Source organism: Bartonella sp. AA1HLJMS, assembly GCF_042197445.1.
Classification (GTDB): domain Bacteria; phylum Pseudomonadota; class Alphaproteobacteria; order Rhizobiales; family Rhizobiaceae; genus Bartonella.
The window spans coordinates 18252-32760 of record NZ_JBHIRW010000019.1 but is presented as its reverse complement, the minus strand read 5'-3'; the positions used below and the strand labels follow the sequence as shown (position 1 = coordinate 32760).

27 protein-coding genes and 1 pseudogene are annotated in these 14509 nt (G+C 41.7%); all 28 read left to right on the top strand.

Going from position 1 to position 14509, the window contains the following annotated elements; translation table 11 throughout:
- Positions 1 to 65, top strand: a pseudogene (locus ACFIQE_RS06340) (elongation factor Tu); the annotation flags it as partial.
- Positions 66 to 126: 61 nt separating this feature from the next.
- Entirely contained in the window at positions 127 to 435 is a 309-nt protein-coding gene (gene rpsJ, locus ACFIQE_RS06335) for a 30S ribosomal protein S10 (RefSeq protein WP_005773267.1), read from the top strand.
- Positions 436 to 462: 27 nt separating this feature from the next.
- A complete protein-coding gene (gene rplC, locus ACFIQE_RS06330; RefSeq protein WP_273791404.1) occupies positions 463 to 1200 on the top strand; it encodes a 50S ribosomal protein L3 in 738 nt (245 codons plus the stop codon).
- 2 nt (positions 1201 to 1202) lie between these two features.
- Positions 1203 to 1823, top strand: a complete 621-nt coding sequence (rplD, locus tag ACFIQE_RS06325) for a 50S ribosomal protein L4 (RefSeq protein ID WP_375630107.1) — start codon at positions 1203 to 1205, stop codon at positions 1821 to 1823.
- Positions 1820 to 2113: a 50S ribosomal protein L23 gene (locus ACFIQE_RS06320; RefSeq protein ID WP_375606718.1), complete on the top strand. Its 294-nt coding sequence runs from the start codon at positions 1820 to 1822 to the stop codon at positions 2111 to 2113. Before rplD ends, ACFIQE_RS06320 begins: the two co-directional genes overlap by 4 nt.
- Before the next feature lie 20 nt (positions 2114 to 2133).
- A complete protein-coding gene (gene rplB, locus ACFIQE_RS06315; protein ID WP_375621438.1) occupies positions 2134 to 2967 on the top strand; it encodes a 50S ribosomal protein L2 in 834 nt (277 codons plus the stop codon).
- A gap of 15 nt (positions 2968 to 2982) precedes the next feature.
- Positions 2983 to 3261 (top strand): 30S ribosomal protein S19, encoded by a 279-nt coding sequence (rpsS, locus tag ACFIQE_RS06310; protein ID WP_004855734.1) that lies wholly within the window; start codon positions 2983 to 2985, stop codon positions 3259 to 3261.
- 2 nt (positions 3262 to 3263) lie between these two features.
- Positions 3264 to 3653 carry a 50S ribosomal protein L22 gene (rplV, locus tag ACFIQE_RS06305; RefSeq protein ID WP_375621437.1) on the top strand — a complete coding sequence of 130 codons (390 nt, stop codon included), beginning with the start codon at positions 3264 to 3266 and terminating at the stop codon, positions 3651 to 3653.
- On the top strand, positions 3653 to 4363 hold the full coding sequence (gene rpsC, locus ACFIQE_RS06300; protein WP_273791408.1) for a 30S ribosomal protein S3: 711 nt from the start codon (positions 3653 to 3655) through the stop codon (positions 4361 to 4363). The genes rplV and rpsC overlap by 1 nt, the downstream gene beginning before the upstream one ends.
- A gap of 36 nt (positions 4364 to 4399) precedes the next feature.
- Entirely contained in the window at positions 4400 to 4813 is a 414-nt protein-coding gene (gene rplP / locus ACFIQE_RS06295) for a 50S ribosomal protein L16 (RefSeq protein ID WP_375611475.1), read from the top strand.
- A 12-nt stretch (positions 4814 to 4825) separates the two neighbouring features.
- On the top strand, positions 4826 to 5026 hold the full coding sequence (gene rpmC, locus ACFIQE_RS06290; protein WP_375606714.1) for a 50S ribosomal protein L29: 201 nt from the start codon (positions 4826 to 4828) through the stop codon (positions 5024 to 5026).
- A gap of 11 nt (positions 5027 to 5037) precedes the next feature.
- Positions 5038 to 5277 carry a 30S ribosomal protein S17 gene (gene rpsQ, locus ACFIQE_RS06285; protein ID WP_012231991.1) on the top strand — a complete coding sequence of 80 codons (240 nt, stop codon included), beginning with the start codon at positions 5038 to 5040 and terminating at the stop codon, positions 5275 to 5277.
- A 143-nt stretch (positions 5278 to 5420) separates the two neighbouring features.
- On the top strand, positions 5421 to 5789 hold the full coding sequence (gene rplN / locus ACFIQE_RS06280; RefSeq protein WP_004859184.1) for a 50S ribosomal protein L14: 369 nt from the start codon (positions 5421 to 5423) through the stop codon (positions 5787 to 5789).
- Between the two features lie 12 nt (positions 5790 to 5801).
- Positions 5802 to 6116 carry a 50S ribosomal protein L24 gene (gene rplX / locus ACFIQE_RS06275; RefSeq protein WP_375645808.1) on the top strand — a complete coding sequence of 105 codons (315 nt, stop codon included), beginning with the start codon at positions 5802 to 5804 and terminating at the stop codon, positions 6114 to 6116.
- Positions 6109 to 6666: a 50S ribosomal protein L5 gene (rplE, locus tag ACFIQE_RS06270; protein ID WP_375611477.1), complete on the top strand. Its 558-nt coding sequence runs from the start codon at positions 6109 to 6111 to the stop codon at positions 6664 to 6666. The genes rplX and rplE overlap by 8 nt, the downstream gene beginning before the upstream one ends.
- Before the next feature lie 24 nt (positions 6667 to 6690).
- Positions 6691 to 6996: a 30S ribosomal protein S14 gene (gene rpsN / locus ACFIQE_RS06265; RefSeq protein ID WP_005773283.1), complete on the top strand. Its 306-nt coding sequence runs from the start codon at positions 6691 to 6693 to the stop codon at positions 6994 to 6996.
- A 14-nt stretch (positions 6997 to 7010) separates the two neighbouring features.
- On the top strand, positions 7011 to 7409 hold the full coding sequence (rpsH, locus tag ACFIQE_RS06260; protein ID WP_015856577.1) for a 30S ribosomal protein S8: 399 nt from the start codon (positions 7011 to 7013) through the stop codon (positions 7407 to 7409).
- Positions 7410 to 7448: 39 nt separating this feature from the next.
- Complete coding sequence (gene rplF, locus ACFIQE_RS06255; RefSeq protein WP_375621436.1) at positions 7449 to 7982, top strand: 50S ribosomal protein L6; 534 nt, start codon at positions 7449 to 7451, stop codon at positions 7980 to 7982.
- A 12-nt stretch (positions 7983 to 7994) separates the two neighbouring features.
- Positions 7995 to 8357: a 50S ribosomal protein L18 gene (gene rplR / locus ACFIQE_RS06250; protein ID WP_273791414.1), complete on the top strand. Its 363-nt coding sequence runs from the start codon at positions 7995 to 7997 to the stop codon at positions 8355 to 8357.
- 111 nt (positions 8358 to 8468) lie between these two features.
- Positions 8469 to 9017, top strand: a complete 549-nt coding sequence (gene rpsE / locus ACFIQE_RS06245) for a 30S ribosomal protein S5 (protein ID WP_015856574.1) — start codon at positions 8469 to 8471, stop codon at positions 9015 to 9017.
- 31 nt (positions 9018 to 9048) lie between these two features.
- Positions 9049 to 9255 carry a 50S ribosomal protein L30 gene (gene rpmD, locus ACFIQE_RS06240; protein WP_375611481.1) on the top strand — a complete coding sequence of 69 codons (207 nt, stop codon included), beginning with the start codon at positions 9049 to 9051 and terminating at the stop codon, positions 9253 to 9255.
- Positions 9256 to 9275: 20 nt separating this feature from the next.
- Positions 9276 to 9743 carry a 50S ribosomal protein L15 gene (rplO, locus tag ACFIQE_RS06235; RefSeq protein ID WP_375621435.1) on the top strand — a complete coding sequence of 156 codons (468 nt, stop codon included), beginning with the start codon at positions 9276 to 9278 and terminating at the stop codon, positions 9741 to 9743.
- A gap of 161 nt (positions 9744 to 9904) precedes the next feature.
- Entirely contained in the window at positions 9905 to 11251 is a 1347-nt protein-coding gene (gene secY, locus ACFIQE_RS06230) for a preprotein translocase subunit SecY (protein WP_375640520.1), read from the top strand.
- Positions 11248 to 11826, top strand: coding sequence for an adenylate kinase (locus tag ACFIQE_RS06225; protein ID WP_375640515.1), 579 nt, complete (start codon positions 11248 to 11250; stop codon positions 11824 to 11826). The genes secY and ACFIQE_RS06225 overlap by 4 nt, the downstream gene beginning before the upstream one ends.
- Positions 11827 to 12006: 180 nt before the next feature.
- Entirely contained in the window at positions 12007 to 12375 is a 369-nt protein-coding gene (gene rpsM, locus ACFIQE_RS06220) for a 30S ribosomal protein S13 (protein ID WP_026500557.1), read from the top strand.
- A 114-nt stretch (positions 12376 to 12489) separates the two neighbouring features.
- Positions 12490 to 12879, top strand: a complete 390-nt coding sequence (rpsK, locus tag ACFIQE_RS06215) for a 30S ribosomal protein S11 (protein ID WP_007347762.1) — start codon at positions 12490 to 12492, stop codon at positions 12877 to 12879.
- A gap of 94 nt (positions 12880 to 12973) precedes the next feature.
- A complete protein-coding gene (locus tag ACFIQE_RS06210; protein ID WP_375611485.1) occupies positions 12974 to 13987 on the top strand; it encodes a DNA-directed RNA polymerase subunit alpha in 1014 nt (337 codons plus the stop codon).
- A gap of 24 nt (positions 13988 to 14011) precedes the next feature.
- On the top strand, positions 14012 to 14440 hold the full coding sequence (rplQ, locus tag ACFIQE_RS06205; RefSeq protein WP_375640511.1) for a 50S ribosomal protein L17: 429 nt from the start codon (positions 14012 to 14014) through the stop codon (positions 14438 to 14440).
- Positions 14441 to 14509 lie beyond the last annotated feature (69 nt).

Genomic DNA, 14509 nt, shown 5'->3' with positions numbered 1-14509 from the left:
GTTTTGCTATTCGTGAAGGTGGTCGTACTGTTGGTGCCGGTATCGTCTCTAAGATCATTGAATAAATAATGCTTGTTGAGTGCTTTGATTATTGAAGGCACTTTGTATAACAGGGAAATAAAGAGCATGAACAGTCAGAATATTCGCATTCGCTTGAAAGCGTTTGATCATAGAATTCTTGATACGTCGACGCGTGAGATTGTATCGACTGCTAAACGTACCGGTGCAAATGTCCGTGGTCCCATTCCGCTTCCGACGCGGATTGAGAAGTTTACGGTCAATCGTGGACCGCATATCGATAAGAAAAGTCGTGAGCAGTTTGAGATGCGAACACATAAGCGTCTTCTTGACATTGTTGATCCAACGCCGCAAACAGTGGATGCGCTTATGAAGCTCGATCTTTCTGCTGGTGTGGATGTAGAAATTAAGCTCTGAGGTTTGAGGACAGAAGGAACAGACCCGATGCGTTCAGGTGTAATAGCACAGAAGCTGGGCATGACCCGTATTTATAATGATGCTGGTGAGCATGTGCCGGTGACGGTACTTCGTTTGGAGAATTGTCAAGTCGTTGCTCAGCGTACAGTTGAAAAGAATGGTTATACTGCTGTTCAATTAGGTGTAGGCTTTGCTAAGGTTAAGAATACTTCACAAGCTCTTCGTGGACATTTTGCTAAGGCTTCTGTTGAGCCTAAAGCCAAAATAGCAGAGTTTCGTGTGAGTCCCGACAATCTTCTTGATGTTGGTACTGAGATTACAGTGGAACATTTTGTTCCAGGACAAAGAGTTGATGTGACTGGTACCAGTATTGGTAAGGGGTTTGCTGGTGTTATGAAACGACATAACTTTGGTGGGCATCGTGCTTCTCATGGTAATTCGATTACACATCGTGCTCATGGTTCTACAGGGCAGTGCCAAGATCCTGGTAAAGTTTTTAAAGGTAAAAAAATGGCTGGCCATATGGGGCAAGTGCGTGTAACAACACAGAATATTGAAGTTATTTCCACTGATAGTGAGCGTGGTTTAATTTTAGTGCGTGGTGCTGTTTCTGGTTCTAAAGGTTCTTGGATTTTGATACGGGATGCTGTGAAGAAGCGTCTTCCTGATAATGCTCCAAAGCCTGCTGGTATTCGCCGTCTTGTGAAAGAGAAAGCGGAAATGGTTACTCCGGTGACGGAAACCTCTGAGGTTGAGGGAGCCTAATAATGGATCTTGTAATTAAAACTCTTGATGGTAATGAAGCTGGCAAATTAAAGGTTTCTGAAGCTATTTTTGATCTTGTTCCGCGTGAGGATATTTTGCAACGTGTTGTTCGTTGGCAGCTTGCACGTCGTCAGCAGGGAAGTCATCAATCCCAAGGTCGTTCTGATGTGTCGCGAACAGGGGCAAAAATGTTTAAACAGAAAGGAACTGGGCGTGCTCGACATTCATCTGCACGTGCACCGCAGTTTAGAGGTGGGGGTAAGGCACATGGACCGGTGGTTCGCAGCCATGCGCATGATCTTCCTAAAAAAATTCGTGCTCTTGGGTTGCGTCTTGCTTTATCTGCAAAATTAAAAGCAAAAGATTTGATTATTGTGGATGAGTTGGCTGTTAAGGATGCTAAAACGAGGATGCTTGTTTCTCATTTTTCTAAGCTTGGATTTAATAACGCTCTCTTGATTGGTGGTAAAGAGATTGATATTAACTTTTTTCGTGCAGCCTCTAATATCCCTAATATTGACATTTTGCCTATTCAGGGAATTAATGTTTATGATATTTTGCGTCGCAGCAAACTTGTTTTATCAAAAGCAGCTGTTGAGGCTCTTGAGGAGCGTTTTAAATGACAGATCTTCGCCATTATGATATAATTATTAGTCCAGTTATTACTGAAAAGGCGACTATGATTTCTGAATATAATCAAGTTGCTTTTAATGTCGCGCCGAAAGCGACGAAGCCTGAGATTAAGGCTGCTGTTGAAGCGCTTTTTAGCGTAAAAGTTAAAGCAGTTAACACGATAGTCCGTAAGGGTAAAGTGAAGCGTTTCAAAGGTATAGTTGGTCGGCAGAGTGATGTCAAAAAAGCGATCGTAACTCTGGCCAGTGGTCAGACTATCGACGTTTCGACAGGTCTTTAAGAGGCTCGGAGATAGGAATAATGGCACTTAAGCAATTTAATCCAACTACACCTGGGCAGCGTCAGCTTGTTATTGTGGAACGTTCTTGTCTTTATAAGGGAAAACCTATAAAGATGTTAACTGAAGGTTTGTCTTCAAAGGGTGGGCGTAATAATCGCGGTCGTGTTACTGCTCGTTTTCAGGGTGGTGGACATAAACGTAGTTATCGGTTTGTCGACTTTAAGCGTTTTAAACGTGATGTTTCAGCAAAGGTTGAGCGTTTAGAATACGATCCTAATCGTACCGCTTTTATTGCTTTAATCCGCTATGAGGATGGGCAATTGAGTTATATTCTTGCGCCACAGCGTCTTGGTGTTGGTGATTCTGTTATGGCTGGTTTAAATGTGGATGTTAAACCAGGTAATGCTATGCCTCTTGGTAATATGCCTGTAGGCACAATTATTCATAATGTTGAGATGAAGCCAGGAAAAGGAGGGCAGATTGCACGTTCAGCAGGTGCTTATGCGCAGTTGGTTGGACGAGATCATGGTATGGCTATTCTTCGTTTAAATTCTGGTGAACAGCGTTTGGTTCCGAGTAGCTGTTTTGCAACTGTTGGCGCTGTTTCAAATCCTGATCATGGGAATATTAATGATGGTAAGGCGGGTCGGTCACGTTGGCGTGGTAAACGTCCACATGTTCGTGGTGTTGCTATGAACCCCGTTGATCATCCACACGGTGGTGGTGAAGGTCGTACATCGGGGGGGCGCCATCCAGTTTCTCCCTGGGGTAAACCTACGAAAGGTAAGCGTACGCGCTCCAATAAAGCCACTGATAAATTTATTATGCGTACGCGTCATCAACGCAAGAAATGAGAAAGGTAGTCTGAGGTGGTTCGTTCAGTGTGGAAAGGTCCGTTTGTTGACGGCTATCTTCTTGGTAAAGCAGAGAAGGTACGTGCAAGTGGGCGCAACGAAGTTATAAAAATATGGAGTCGTCGCTCTACTATTTTACCGCAATTTGTTGGTTTAACTTTTGGTGTTTACAACGGTAATAAGCATATTCCTGTTTCTGTTTCTGAAGAGATGGTTGGGCATAAGTTTGGTGAGTTCGCTCCTACCCGGACTTATTATGGTCATGGTGCCGATAAGAAAGCGAAGAGGAAGTAGGAATGGGAAAAGCTAAAGTTTCGCGCCAGCTTAAAGATAATGAAGCAAGAGCTGTCACGCGGACAATTCGTGTTAGTCCGCAGAAGCTTAATTTAGTTGCTGCAATGATTCGTGGTAAAAGAGTTAATGTAGCGCTCGCTGATTTGATGTTTTCACGCAAGCGTATTGCTGCTACTGTGAAAAAAACGCTTGAATCAGCAATTGCAAATGCAGAAAATAACCACGATCTTGATATTGATTCGCTTGTTGTGGCGGAAGCTTATGTTGGTAAGTCGATAGTGATGAAGCGCTTTCATGTTCGTGGTCGAGGGCGTGCTAGTAGAATTGAACGTCCATTTTCGCATCTTACTGTTATTGTTCGTGAAATTACCGAAAAAGTGGAGGCCGCGTAATGGGGCAGAAGATCAATCCAATAGGACTTCGTCTTGGTGTTAATCGGACTTGGGACTCTCGTTGGTATGCTGATAGTGGTGAATATGGGCGCCTTCTTCATGAAGATTTGAAAATTCGTTCATATGTGCTTGAGGAGCTTAAACAGGCGGCTATTTCTAAGGTTGTTATTGAGCGTCCTCATAAAAAGTGTCGTATTACAATTCATTCTGCACGTCCTGGTTTGATTATTGGTAAAAAGGGTGCTGATATCGAAAAGCTTCGTCGTAAGCTCTCAGAAATGACGGATGCTGAAACTTCATTGAATATTGTGGAGATTCGTAAACCGGAGATTGATGCGACAATTATTGCGCAATCAATTGCTCAACAGTTAGAGCGTCGTGTTGCTTTTCGTCGTGCAATGAAGCGTGCTGTTCAGTCTGCTATGCGTCTTGGTGCGGAAGGTATTCGTATCAATTGTTCTGGCCGTCTTGGTGGTGCTGAAATTGCTCGTATGGAATGGTATCGTGAAGGTCGTGTTCCACTTCATACCTTGCGTTCTGATGTTGATTACGGTACAGCAGAAGCTAAGACCGCTTATGGTATTTGTGGTATTAAAGTTTGGGTCTTTAAGGGTGAGATTCTTGAGCATGATCCGATGGCTTCAGAACGTCGTGCTACGGAAGCTGATCAATCTGGTTCTTCATCGAATCGTCGCCGCGAAAATGCTTAGTTTTTGAGATTGAACTAAAATTTGGAGTAGAGAACAATGTTGCAGCCAAAGCGCACAAAGTTCCGTAAACAGTTCAAAGGCCGTATTCACGGTTTTGCGAAGGGTGGTACGGATTTGAATTTCGGTGCCTACGGTTTGAAGGCTGTTGAGCCGGAGCGGGTTACTGCTCGTCAAATTGAAGCGGCGCGTCGTGCGATTACACGTTATATGAAGCGTTCTGGTCGTGTGTGGATTCGCATTTTTCCAGATCTTCCGGTTACATCTAAACCGACTGAAGTTCGTATGGGTAAAGGTAAGGGAAGTGTTGATTATTGGGCTGCACGTGTTGCTCCTGGGCGCGTCATGTTTGAGCTTGATGGAGTTCCGGAGGATGTTGCACGTGAAGCACTAAGATTGGGTGCTGCAAAGTTGCCTATAAAAACGCGTTTCATCCAGCGTATTGCTGAATAATGAGGTTAAGCGATGAGAGCCACAGAATTACGGGCGCAAACGCTCGACCAAATGAAAGATGAATTGGCTAAGTTAAAGAAAGAGCAATTTAATTTGCGTTTTCAAAAAGCAACAGGTCAATTAGAAAAGACAGCGCGCGTTAGACAAGTTCGTCGTGATATTGCGCGTATTAAAACTTTTCTTCGTCAAAAGATAAGTGAAAGTAAGGTTTAAGGAAATAAGAGATGCCTAAACGCGTTTTGCAGGGTGTTGTTATTAGCGACAAAAGTGATAAGACTGTTGTTGTCAAAGTTGAACGCCGTTATTCTCATCCGCTTCTTAAGAAGACTGTTCGGCAGTCTAAAAATTATAAAGCGCATGACGAAAACAACCAATTCAAGATTGGGGATCAAGTTTCTATTCAAGAATCTAGACCAATTTCGAAAGATAAATGTTGGATTGTTGTAAAAGACAATGTAGCGTAAAGAGTTAAGCTTATTGTTTTAGAATTTAACAGTGTGGTTATCATTGATAAATTTGAAGACGATAACTTTATCGTTATTTGGCAGGCAAATCCGAGTGTGTAAAAGATCAATCGGATATATGTATTAAGAGAAGGTGGCCAGTCATGATTCAGATGCAAACAAACCTCGACGTTGCTGATAATTCTGGAGCGCGTCGTGTCATGTGCATCAAAGTGTTAGGCGGTTCAAAGCGAAAATATGCTTCGGTCGGTGACATTATTGTTGTTTCGGTTAAGGATGCAATTCCTCGTGGCCGTGTTAAAAAAGGTGATGTTATGAAAGCTGTTGTGGTTCGTACTGCTAAGGATATTCGTCGCGCAGATGGTAGTGTCATTCGTTTTGATGGTAATGCTGCGGTTTTAGTGGATAATAAAAAAGAGCCGATCGGCACTCGTATCTTTGGACCTGTTCCTCGCGAATTGCGTGGTAGGAATCATATGAAGATCATCTCGCTTGCTCCTGAAGTTCTGTAAGGAGTGAATGTTATGCAGAAGATTCGAAAAGGTGATAAAGTTGTCGTTTTGTCCGGTAAGGATAAAGGATGTAGTGGTGAAGTAATTAAGGTTAGTCCAAAAGAGAACAAGGCTTTTGTTCGTGGGGTTAATATGATTAAACGTCATCAACGTCAAACGCAGAAGCAAGAAGCTGGAATTATTTCTAAAGAAGCTCCGATTCATCTGTCTAATTTGGCGATTGCTGATCCTAAAGATGGTAAGCCTACACGTGTAGGCTTTCGTATGAATGCAGATGGTAATAAGGTGCGTTTTGCCAAGCGTTCGGGAGAGTTGATTAATGGCTGAGGAAAGACAAATACCGCGTATGAAAGCGCATTATTTTGAAGTAATTCGTAAAGTGCTTCAAGAGAAGTTTAATTACAGAAATGCGATGCAAATTCCGCGGATTGATAAAGTTGTAATAAATATGGGGATAGGTGAAGCAACTGCTGATTCGAAGAAGCCTTCCCTTGCTGCTGAGGATTTGGGGCTAATAACGGGTCAGAAGGCTGTTGTTACGCGTGCACGTAATTCTATTGCAACCTTTAAGGTTCGTGAAGGAATGCCTCTTGGAGCTAAAGTTACATTGCGTAAAGATCGTATGTTTGAGTTTTTAGATCGTCTTGTTACGATTGCTCTTCCGCGGGTTCGTGACTTTCGTGGTTTAAATCCAAAGAGTTTTGATGGTCGTGGCAATTTTGCTATGGGTATTAAAGAACACATTGTGTTTCCAGAAATCAACTATGATAAAGTTGATCAAATTTGGGGCATGGATATTATTGTTTGTACGACAGCAAAAACGGATGATGAAGCTCGTGAGTTATTGCGTGCTTTTAATTTTCCTTTTCGTTCGTAACGGCAAACGTAGTGAGGTGAAATTATGGCCAAAGTAAGTGCCGTTGAAAAAAATAAGCGTCGTGAGGTGATGGTAAAACGTTATGCTGCCCGTCGTGCACGTTTGAAAGCAATAGTTATGGATCAGAAGGTTTCTCTTGAAGAACGTTTTAAAGCTTCTGTTCAGTTGGCAGAGTTGCCGCGTAATTCTTCGAAAGTTCGTATTCGTAATCGCTGTGAGGTTTCAGGTCGTCCGCGAGCTTATTATCGCAAATTAAAAATGTCGCGAATTGCGTTGCGTGAGCTTGGCTCTATTGGCCATATTCCTGGTATTGTAAAGTCTAGTTGGTAAGAGGAGATTATTTAATGTCTATGTCAGATCCTCTTGGTGATATGTTAACACGTATTCGTAATGCACTTGGTCGTAAAAAAGGTAAAGTAGTTACTCCAGCTTCGAAGCTTCGTGCGCACGTTCTTGATGTTCTTCAGTCGGAAGGTTATATTCGCGGATATAATCAAATTGATTTAGGTGATGGAAAAGCGGAGATTGAAATCGAATTGAAGTATTTTGAAGGGCTGGCTGCTATTCGTGAGATTTCACGTGTATCAAAGCCAGGGCGTCGTGTGTATGTTTCTGCTAAGTCACTTCCTCAGGTGGCAAATGGCCTTGGTATTTCGATTTTATCGACTCCTAAAGGCGTTATGGCAGATCATGAGGCGCGTGAACAGAATGTTGGTGGAGAACTCCTTTGTCGTGTTTTCTAAGTTATGTCAAGAAAACGGAAAAAAAAGTAGGTTAGAACAATGTCTCGTATTGGAAAGAAACCCATTTCAATTCCTTCTGGAGTTACTGCTACTGTTGAAGGTCAGCTGGTTAAGGCAAAAGGTCCAAAAGGTGAGCTGAGTTACGTCGTCAATGATGAAGTCTTAGTCAAACTTGAGGAAAATATCATATCAGTTATGCCGCGGGATCAGTCAAAAGATGCGCGTTCTAAATGGGGTATGTCGCGCTCAATGATTGAGAACATTTTTTGTGGTGTGAAAGATGGTTTTGAAAAGAGGTTGGAGATTAATGGGGTTGGTTATCGTGCTGCTTTGCAGGGTAAGGATGTTCAACTATCTCTGGGCTTTTCGCATGATGTGGTTTATAAAGTTCCGTCGGGTGTTACTGTGACTGTTCCTAAGCCAACGGAAATTGTTGTTTCTGGAATTGATAAACAGCAAGTTGGACAAGTTGCAGCGGAGATTCGTGAGTATCGTAAGCCTGAGCCTTATAAAGGTAAAGGTGTTAAGCATGCAGATGAACGTATCTTCCGTAAAGAAGGTAAAAAGAAATAAGGATTTTGTATTATGGTTTCATCTAAGGACATTATCCAACGTCGTGCAAGGCGCGTTCGTCGTAGAATTAAAATGGTTTCTCATGATCGTCCTCGCCTTAGTGTTTATCGTTCAAATCAGAACATTTATGCTCAAGTTATCGATGATTTGCGGGGATGTACACTTGTTTCAGCCTCTACTCTTGAAAGTGATTTGAAAAAATCGTTAAAGAGTGGTGCTGATAAAAAGGCGGCCTTTGCTGTTGGTAAGTTAATTGCTGAGCGTGCGAAGAAAGCGGGTGTTAATGAGGTGGTTTTTGATCGTGGAGCGTATGTGTACCATGGTCGCGTCAAGGCTTTAGCTGAAGCTGCTCGTGAAGGTGGTTTGAATTTCTAAAATTTCTTATTTATGAATGAGTAAGGAGAGTTTAGAGTATTTCGTTTAAGTTCTTCCAGTTTGATGAGGGACTTTGTTATCGTGCTTCCGGAAAAGAAAAAGGAATGAGGAATGGCACAAAAAGAACGTGGTGAGAGAGAAGAACGCGATAATGAATTTGTCGATAGGCTCGTTCATATCAATCGTGTTGCTAAAGTTGTAAAGGGTGGTCGGCGTTTTGGTTTTGCTGCTCTTGTTGTCGTTGGAGATCAAAAAGGGCGTGTGGGTTTTGGACATGGTAAAGCCCGTGAAGTTCCAGAAGCCGTTCGTAAAGCAACGGAATCTGCAAAGCGTGGGATGATTTATGTTCCACTTCGGTCTGGGCGTACATTGCATCATGATCTTGAAGGTCGTCACGGAGCTGGGCGTGTTTTGCTACGCTCGGCTTCTGCTGGTACTGGTATTATTGCTGGGGGGCCGATGCGTGCTATTTTTGAAGCTCTTGGTATGCAGGATGTCGTTGCAAAATCACTAGGATCGTCGAATCCTTATAACATGGTTCGTGCAACATTTGATGCATTGAAACATCAAATGCATCCTAGAGATATTGCTGCTCAACGTGGTATAAAGTATTCGACTTTGCAGGCGCGTCGTCGCCATTTAGTCGACCTAGAAGGGTAGTTTCTGAGATTATCAGAAAAGGAATTAGGAAATGGTTCAGAAAAAATCTCAGAGTGGTAAAACTGTGACGGTGGAACAAATTGGAAGCCCTATTCGAAACTCACAGATTCAGCGTGCAACCTTAAAGGGGCTTGGACTAAATAAAATGCGTCGTCGGCGCGTTTTAGATGATACACTTTGTGTGCGGGGTATGATTGCTCGGGTTCGGCATCTTGTTCGCGTTATAGATGAAGGTTAAGGGTTGCGGGAGTATTAGATATGAAACTCAATGAACTACGTGATTGCGAAGGCGCAACAAAAAATCGTAAGCGTGTTGGGCGTGGTATTGGTTCCGGTACGGGTAAGACTGGTGGTCGTGGTGTAAAAGGGCAAAAGTCACGTTCTGGTGTTTCCCTTAATGGTTTTGAAGGTGGGCAAATGCCCATCTATCGTCGTTTGCCAAAACGTGGATTTAGGAATTTCTTTGCTAAAACCTACAATGAAGTTTCACTAGGACGTATTCAGTTGGCAGTTGATGCAGGTAAGTTGAATATTGAAAAGCCTGTTGATATGGTTTCTTTGAAAGAGGCTGGTATTATTCGTCGTGAAAAAGATGGGGTTCGTCTTCTTTCTGATGGTGATTTGAAGGCTAAGATTACCTTTCATGTTTCTGGTGCTTCACAAGCTGCTTGTGTTAAGATTGAAAAAGTGGGTGGTCAGGTTATTCTTCCTGATATTGCTCGATAATTTTTTAATATGAATAGAGACCTAAAGAAGAATAATATCTGTTTTGTGGGGTCTTTTGTGGAGAATTGTTTAAGTTCTGCATTTGTTTGTGTATGCATATATGAATTTTAGGATTATACTTCTGTGATTTGAAGAACTGAAGTGTAAAGTGGAGACGTTTTATGGCATCAGCAGCAGAGCAATTTGCTTCCAATATAAATTTCGGCACCTTTTCGCGTGCAACTGAATTAAAGAAACGCATCTGGTTTACTCTGTTGGCGCTTCTTGTATATCGTTTTGGCACTTACATCTCTCTTCCAGGTATCAATATCGATGCTTTGCGGCAAACATTTGAACATCACGCGTCGGGTGTATTAGGACTCTTTAATATGTTTGCTGGAGGTGCCGTTGGGCGTATGGCTATTTTTGCGCTGGGTATCATGCCTTATATATCGGCATCTATTATTGTGCAATTGTTAACATCTATTATTCCTTCTTTGGAAACTCTTAAAAAAGAAGGGGATTTAGGTCGTAAGATTATCAATCAATATACGCGTTATGTAACAGTCGTATTGGCAATTCTACAAGCTTTTGGTATTGCGGTTGCGCTTGAAAGCGGTATAGGGTCGGGGCTTCAAATTGTTTTAGAACCAGGTCTTATGTTTCGTATTTCTTCTGTTATTACGCTTGTTGGCGGAACGATGTTTCTTATGTGGCTTGGCGAGCAAATTACGTCACGTGGTATTGGTAATGGGGTTTCTCTTATCATTTTTACAGGGATTGTAGCCAACTTTCCTTCTACTTTTGCTCAGCTTTTGACAGCTCATAGTCAGGCTGATTTATCAACTTTTCTTTTAATAGGAATCGTTCTTATTGCTGTTTTGGTTATTGGGCTTATTGTTTTTATAGAGCGTGCGCAACGGCGAATTCTTATCCAATACCCGAAACGTCAGGTCGGTAATCAAATGTTTCAAGGAGATATGTCGCATCTTCCTTTAAAGTTGAATACTGCTGGTGTTATCCCACCTATTTTTGCTTCATCTTTATTATTATTACCTGCCACTATTAATAATTTTTCTGATAAAATGCCACAATGGGTTCAGGAGATTTCTTATGCTCTTGGTCATGGACAGCCACTTTATATGATTGTTTATGCATTTTTAATGGCGTTTTTTTGCTTTTTTTATACAGCTATTGTGTTTAATCCAAGTGATACTGCAGATCAGTTGAAAAAACATTCTGGTTTTATTCCAGGGATTCGTCCAGGTGAGCGTACAGCCGAATATATTGATTACGTTTTGACGCGTATTACTGTTGTGGGGGCACTTTATATTATCTTGGTTTGTTTGTTACCTGAATTTATGATATCTGCATTACAGGTTCCTTTTTATCTTGGGGGAACATCCTTGTTGATTGTTGTTACTGTTACACTTGATACGGTTGCTCAAATTCAGGGGCATCTTGTTGCCCATCAATATGAAGGGTTGATAAAAAAATCAAAACTTCGTGGAGGTAAAAGGAATCGATGAGAGTTATTCTTTTAGGTCCTCCTGGAGCGGGAAAAGGTACGCAAGCAAAAATGTTGACTGAGGAATATAACATTCCTCATTTATCAACAGGGGATATGTTGCGTGAGGTGATTGCCAAAGAAACGGAGATTGGTAAAAAAGCTAAAGCTATTATAAGTTCTGGTACTTTGGTACCTGATAGTATTGTTAATCAAATCGTATCAGATCGGATTGATGAAGCTGATTGTGTAAACGGTTTTGTTTTGGATGGATATCCGCGAACTGTGGGGCAAGCAGAAGCGTTGCAACAGATACTGGATTCAAAAAATATGCGGCTTAATGCTGTTATTGAATTGTGTGTTGATGAAGACGTGTTGATTGAACGTATGAAGAAGCGCGTTGAGGAAACAATAGCGACTGGTGGACAGGTTCGTTTAGATGACAATCCTGTTGCTTTTGCAAAAAGATTAGTAGAATATCGTGAAAAAACAGCTCCCTTATCAAAATTTTATTCAGAGAGGGGAATGTTGAAGGTTATTGATGGAATGATTGGTGTTGCTGAAGTGACACGTATGATTAGAGGGTTTCTTTCATGAGATTTTTTTTAGAAATAAATGAAAAGAGTTGACTTTTGAGATGAAATCTATCAAAAGTGAATTTAATTTATTTTAGTGAAATAATAGGATTCGGAAGAATTTTTTTCTGAGTCTATTTTTTTCTGTAAGGTATATCAGGTATTTTATAACAATTTGTCAAAATAACTAAGGAGAGTAGGCGTGGCTCGTATTGCTGGCGTCAATATCCCGACAAATAAGCGTGTAATTATTGCGCTTCAATATATCCACGGGATTGGACCAAAATTTGCTCAAGAAATTATTGAAAGAGTTGGCATTCCTTTGGGGCGTCGTGTGCATGAGCTTTCAGATGCTGAGGTGCTGCAGATTCGTGAGGCAATAGATCAGGGGTATCAAGTTGAAGGTGATCTTCGTCGTGAGGTTGCTATGAATGTTAAGCGTTTGATGGATCTTGGTTGTTATCGAGGATTGCGTCATCGCCGGTCTTTGCCTGTCCGAGGACAGCGTACACATACGAATGCCCGTACACGTAAAGGTCCGGCTAAGGCAATCGCCGGTAAGAAGAAATAAGGGCCTTTGTGGAAGGTTTTTTATATATTCTTTTTCTTGTTTGATTTTTTTGACAAGGAAAAAAGGTGGAGCTGCTGATGTTACGGCAGTGATGAGATCGTTGAAAGGGAAATTATGGCCAAGGAAGCCACACGTGTTCGTCGTCGCGAACGTAAAAATATTTCATCGGGTGTTGTGCATATTAATTCAACATTTAATAACACAATGATTACTATTACTGATGCTCAGGGTAATGCAATTGCCTGGTCATCTGCGGGAGCTCAGGGGTTTAAAGGTGCGCGTAAATCGACACCTTTTGCTGCTCAAGTTGCTGCGGAGGATTGTGCAAGAAAAGCGCAAGAGCATGGTATGCGTTCTTTGGAAGTTGAAGTTTGTGGACCTGGATCAGGGCGTGAATCTGCTTTACGTGCATTGCAATCTGTTGGTTTTGTCATTACTTCTATTCGCGATGTAACACCAATTCCTCATAATGGATGTCGTCCGCGGAAAAGGCGGCGTGTTTAATTGGGTGTTGTTTTTTGTTGTCGGAGATTTCTCTGATGTTCACATTGGTCGTTACGATTGAATGGTAACGGAACTAAAGAACGGGAATAAAAATATGATCCAGAAAAACTGGCAGGAACTTATTAAACCCAATAAGGTTGAATCATGTGCACATGATAATCCAAATATTATAAGTGTGATTGCTGAACCTCTTGAGCGTGGTTTTGGTTTAACGTTAGGAAATGCGCTTCGTCGCGTTTTGTTATCTTCGCTTCGTGGTGCTGCTATTACTGCTGTGCAGATTGACGGTGTCTTGCATGAATTTTCATCGATTCCAGGTGTGCGTGAGGATGTTACGGATATTATTCTGAATATAAAAGAAATTGCGCTTCGTATGGAAGAAGAAGGGCCTAAACGTGTTGTCGTTTATAAAGAGGGGCCTGGTGTCGTGAAAGCGGGAGATATCAGTACAGTTGGAGATATGGAAATTCTAAATCCAGATCATGTTATTTGTACTCTTGATGAAGAAGCTGAAATTCGTATGGAATTTATTGTCAACACAGGAAAGGGGTATGTTCCATCTGATCGTAATTGTGTTGATGATGCACGTATAGGGCTTATTCCAATTGATAGTCTTTATTCACCGATCCGTAAGGTATCTTATAAAGTAGAAAATACACGCGAAGGTCAAGTTCTCGATTATGATAAATTAACGCTCACGATTGAAACAAACGGTGCTGTTAATGGTGAGGATGCTGTTGCTTTTGCAGCACGCATTCTTCAGGATCAATTATCGTTATTTATTAACTTTGAAGAGCCACAGAAGGAGCCTGTTGAAGAGGCTGATTCTGAGCTTTCTTTTAATCCTGCACTTCTCAAAAAAGTGGATGAATTAGAACTTTCAGTTCGTTCGGCAAACTGTCTTAAGAATGATAATATTGTTTATATTGGTGATCTGATTCAAAAAACAGAATCTGAAATGCTTCGGACACCGAATTTTGGTCGCAAATCGTTGAATGAGATTAAAGAAGTTTTGGCGTGTATGGGTTTACATCTTGGGATGGAGATTCCTGCGTGGCCGCCTGAAAACATTGATGATCTTGCAAAACGTTATGAAGATCAATATTAAAATTAGAATTTAAGGAGAGGGCTTATGCGCCATAGTAAGTCAGGACGCAAGTTGAACCGTACTGCCAGTCACCGTAAAGCGATGTTTGCAAATATGGCAACTTCGTTGATCGAGCATGAGCAGATTGTGACAACGCTTCCAAAGGCTAAAGAAATTCGTCCTATTGTTGAAAAACTCGTTACTCTTGGTAAGCGTGGTGGTTTGCATGCGCGTCGGCAAGCTATTGCAGCACTTCGTGATGCAGGAAAGGTTGCAAAATTATTTGATACGCTTGCGCCACGTTATGCATCACGCAACGGTGGGTATTTGCGTATTATGAAAGCGGGGTTTCGTACCGGTGATAATGCGCCCATGGCTGTTATAGAATTTGTTGATCGTGATGTTGAAGCGAAGGGTGCTGAGGATCGTGCTCGCATGGAAGCTTCTGAGAATGAAAAGGGAACATCTTCGTAGAGTTTTTTATTCTGTTGGATTTTTAAAGGCCGCCTTGTCTTGGGCGGTTTTTTTGTGAGCATTTTTAAG

Bases quoted from the DNA above. Each gene is read 5' to 3' on its own strand.
- rpsN (WP_005773283.1), top strand. From the start codon at position 6,691: ATGGCCAAAGTAAGTGCCGTTGAAAAAAATAAGCGTCGTGAGGTGATG.
- rplD (WP_375630107.1), top strand. From the start codon at position 1,203: ATGGATCTTGTAATTAAAACTCTTGATGGTAATGAAGCTGGCAAATTA.
- ACFIQE_RS06210 (WP_375611485.1), top strand. From the start codon at position 12,974: ATGATCCAGAAAAACTGGCAGGAACTTATTAAACCCAATAAGGTTGAA.
- rpmD (WP_375611481.1), top strand. From the start codon at position 9,049: ATGGTTCAGAAAAAATCTCAGAGTGGTAAAACTGTGACGGTGGAACAA.
- rpsK (WP_007347762.1), top strand. From the start codon at position 12,490: ATGGCCAAGGAAGCCACACGTGTTCGTCGTCGCGAACGTAAAAATATT.
- rpmC (WP_375606714.1), top strand. From the start codon at position 4,826: ATGAGAGCCACAGAATTACGGGCGCAAACGCTCGACCAAATGAAAGAT.
- rpsQ (WP_012231991.1), top strand. From the start codon at position 5,038: ATGCCTAAACGCGTTTTGCAGGGTGTTGTTATTAGCGACAAAAGTGAT.
- rplP (WP_375611475.1), top strand. From the start codon at position 4,400: ATGTTGCAGCCAAAGCGCACAAAGTTCCGTAAACAGTTCAAAGGCCGT.
- rplX (WP_375645808.1), top strand. From the start codon at position 5,802: ATGCAGAAGATTCGAAAAGGTGATAAAGTTGTCGTTTTGTCCGGTAAG.
- rpsC (WP_273791408.1), top strand. From the start codon at position 3,653: ATGGGGCAGAAGATCAATCCAATAGGACTTCGTCTTGGTGTTAATCGG.
- ACFIQE_RS06320 (WP_375606718.1), top strand. From the start codon at position 1,820: ATGACAGATCTTCGCCATTATGATATAATTATTAGTCCAGTTATTACT.
- rplC (WP_273791404.1), top strand. From the start codon at position 463: ATGCGTTCAGGTGTAATAGCACAGAAGCTGGGCATGACCCGTATTTAT.
- rpsJ (WP_005773267.1), top strand. From the start codon at position 127: ATGAACAGTCAGAATATTCGCATTCGCTTGAAAGCGTTTGATCATAGA.
- rplN (WP_004859184.1), top strand. From the start codon at position 5,421: ATGATTCAGATGCAAACAAACCTCGACGTTGCTGATAATTCTGGAGCG.
- rpsH (WP_015856577.1), top strand. From the start codon at position 7,011: ATGTCTATGTCAGATCCTCTTGGTGATATGTTAACACGTATTCGTAAT.
- secY (WP_375640520.1), top strand. From the start codon at position 9,905: ATGGCATCAGCAGCAGAGCAATTTGCTTCCAATATAAATTTCGGCACC.
- rplQ (WP_375640511.1), top strand. From the start codon at position 14,012: ATGCGCCATAGTAAGTCAGGACGCAAGTTGAACCGTACTGCCAGTCAC.
- rplV (WP_375621437.1), top strand. From the start codon at position 3,264: ATGGGAAAAGCTAAAGTTTCGCGCCAGCTTAAAGATAATGAAGCAAGA.
- rplB (WP_375621438.1), top strand. From the start codon at position 2,134: ATGGCACTTAAGCAATTTAATCCAACTACACCTGGGCAGCGTCAGCTT.
- rplE (WP_375611477.1), top strand. From the start codon at position 6,109: ATGGCTGAGGAAAGACAAATACCGCGTATGAAAGCGCATTATTTTGAA.
- ACFIQE_RS06225 (WP_375640515.1), top strand. From the start codon at position 11,248: ATGAGAGTTATTCTTTTAGGTCCTCCTGGAGCGGGAAAAGGTACGCAA.
- rplR (WP_273791414.1), top strand. From the start codon at position 7,995: ATGGTTTCATCTAAGGACATTATCCAACGTCGTGCAAGGCGCGTTCGT.
- rplO (WP_375621435.1), top strand. From the start codon at position 9,276: ATGAAACTCAATGAACTACGTGATTGCGAAGGCGCAACAAAAAATCGT.
- rpsE (WP_015856574.1), top strand. From the start codon at position 8,469: ATGGCACAAAAAGAACGTGGTGAGAGAGAAGAACGCGATAATGAATTT.
- rplF (WP_375621436.1), top strand. From the start codon at position 7,449: ATGTCTCGTATTGGAAAGAAACCCATTTCAATTCCTTCTGGAGTTACT.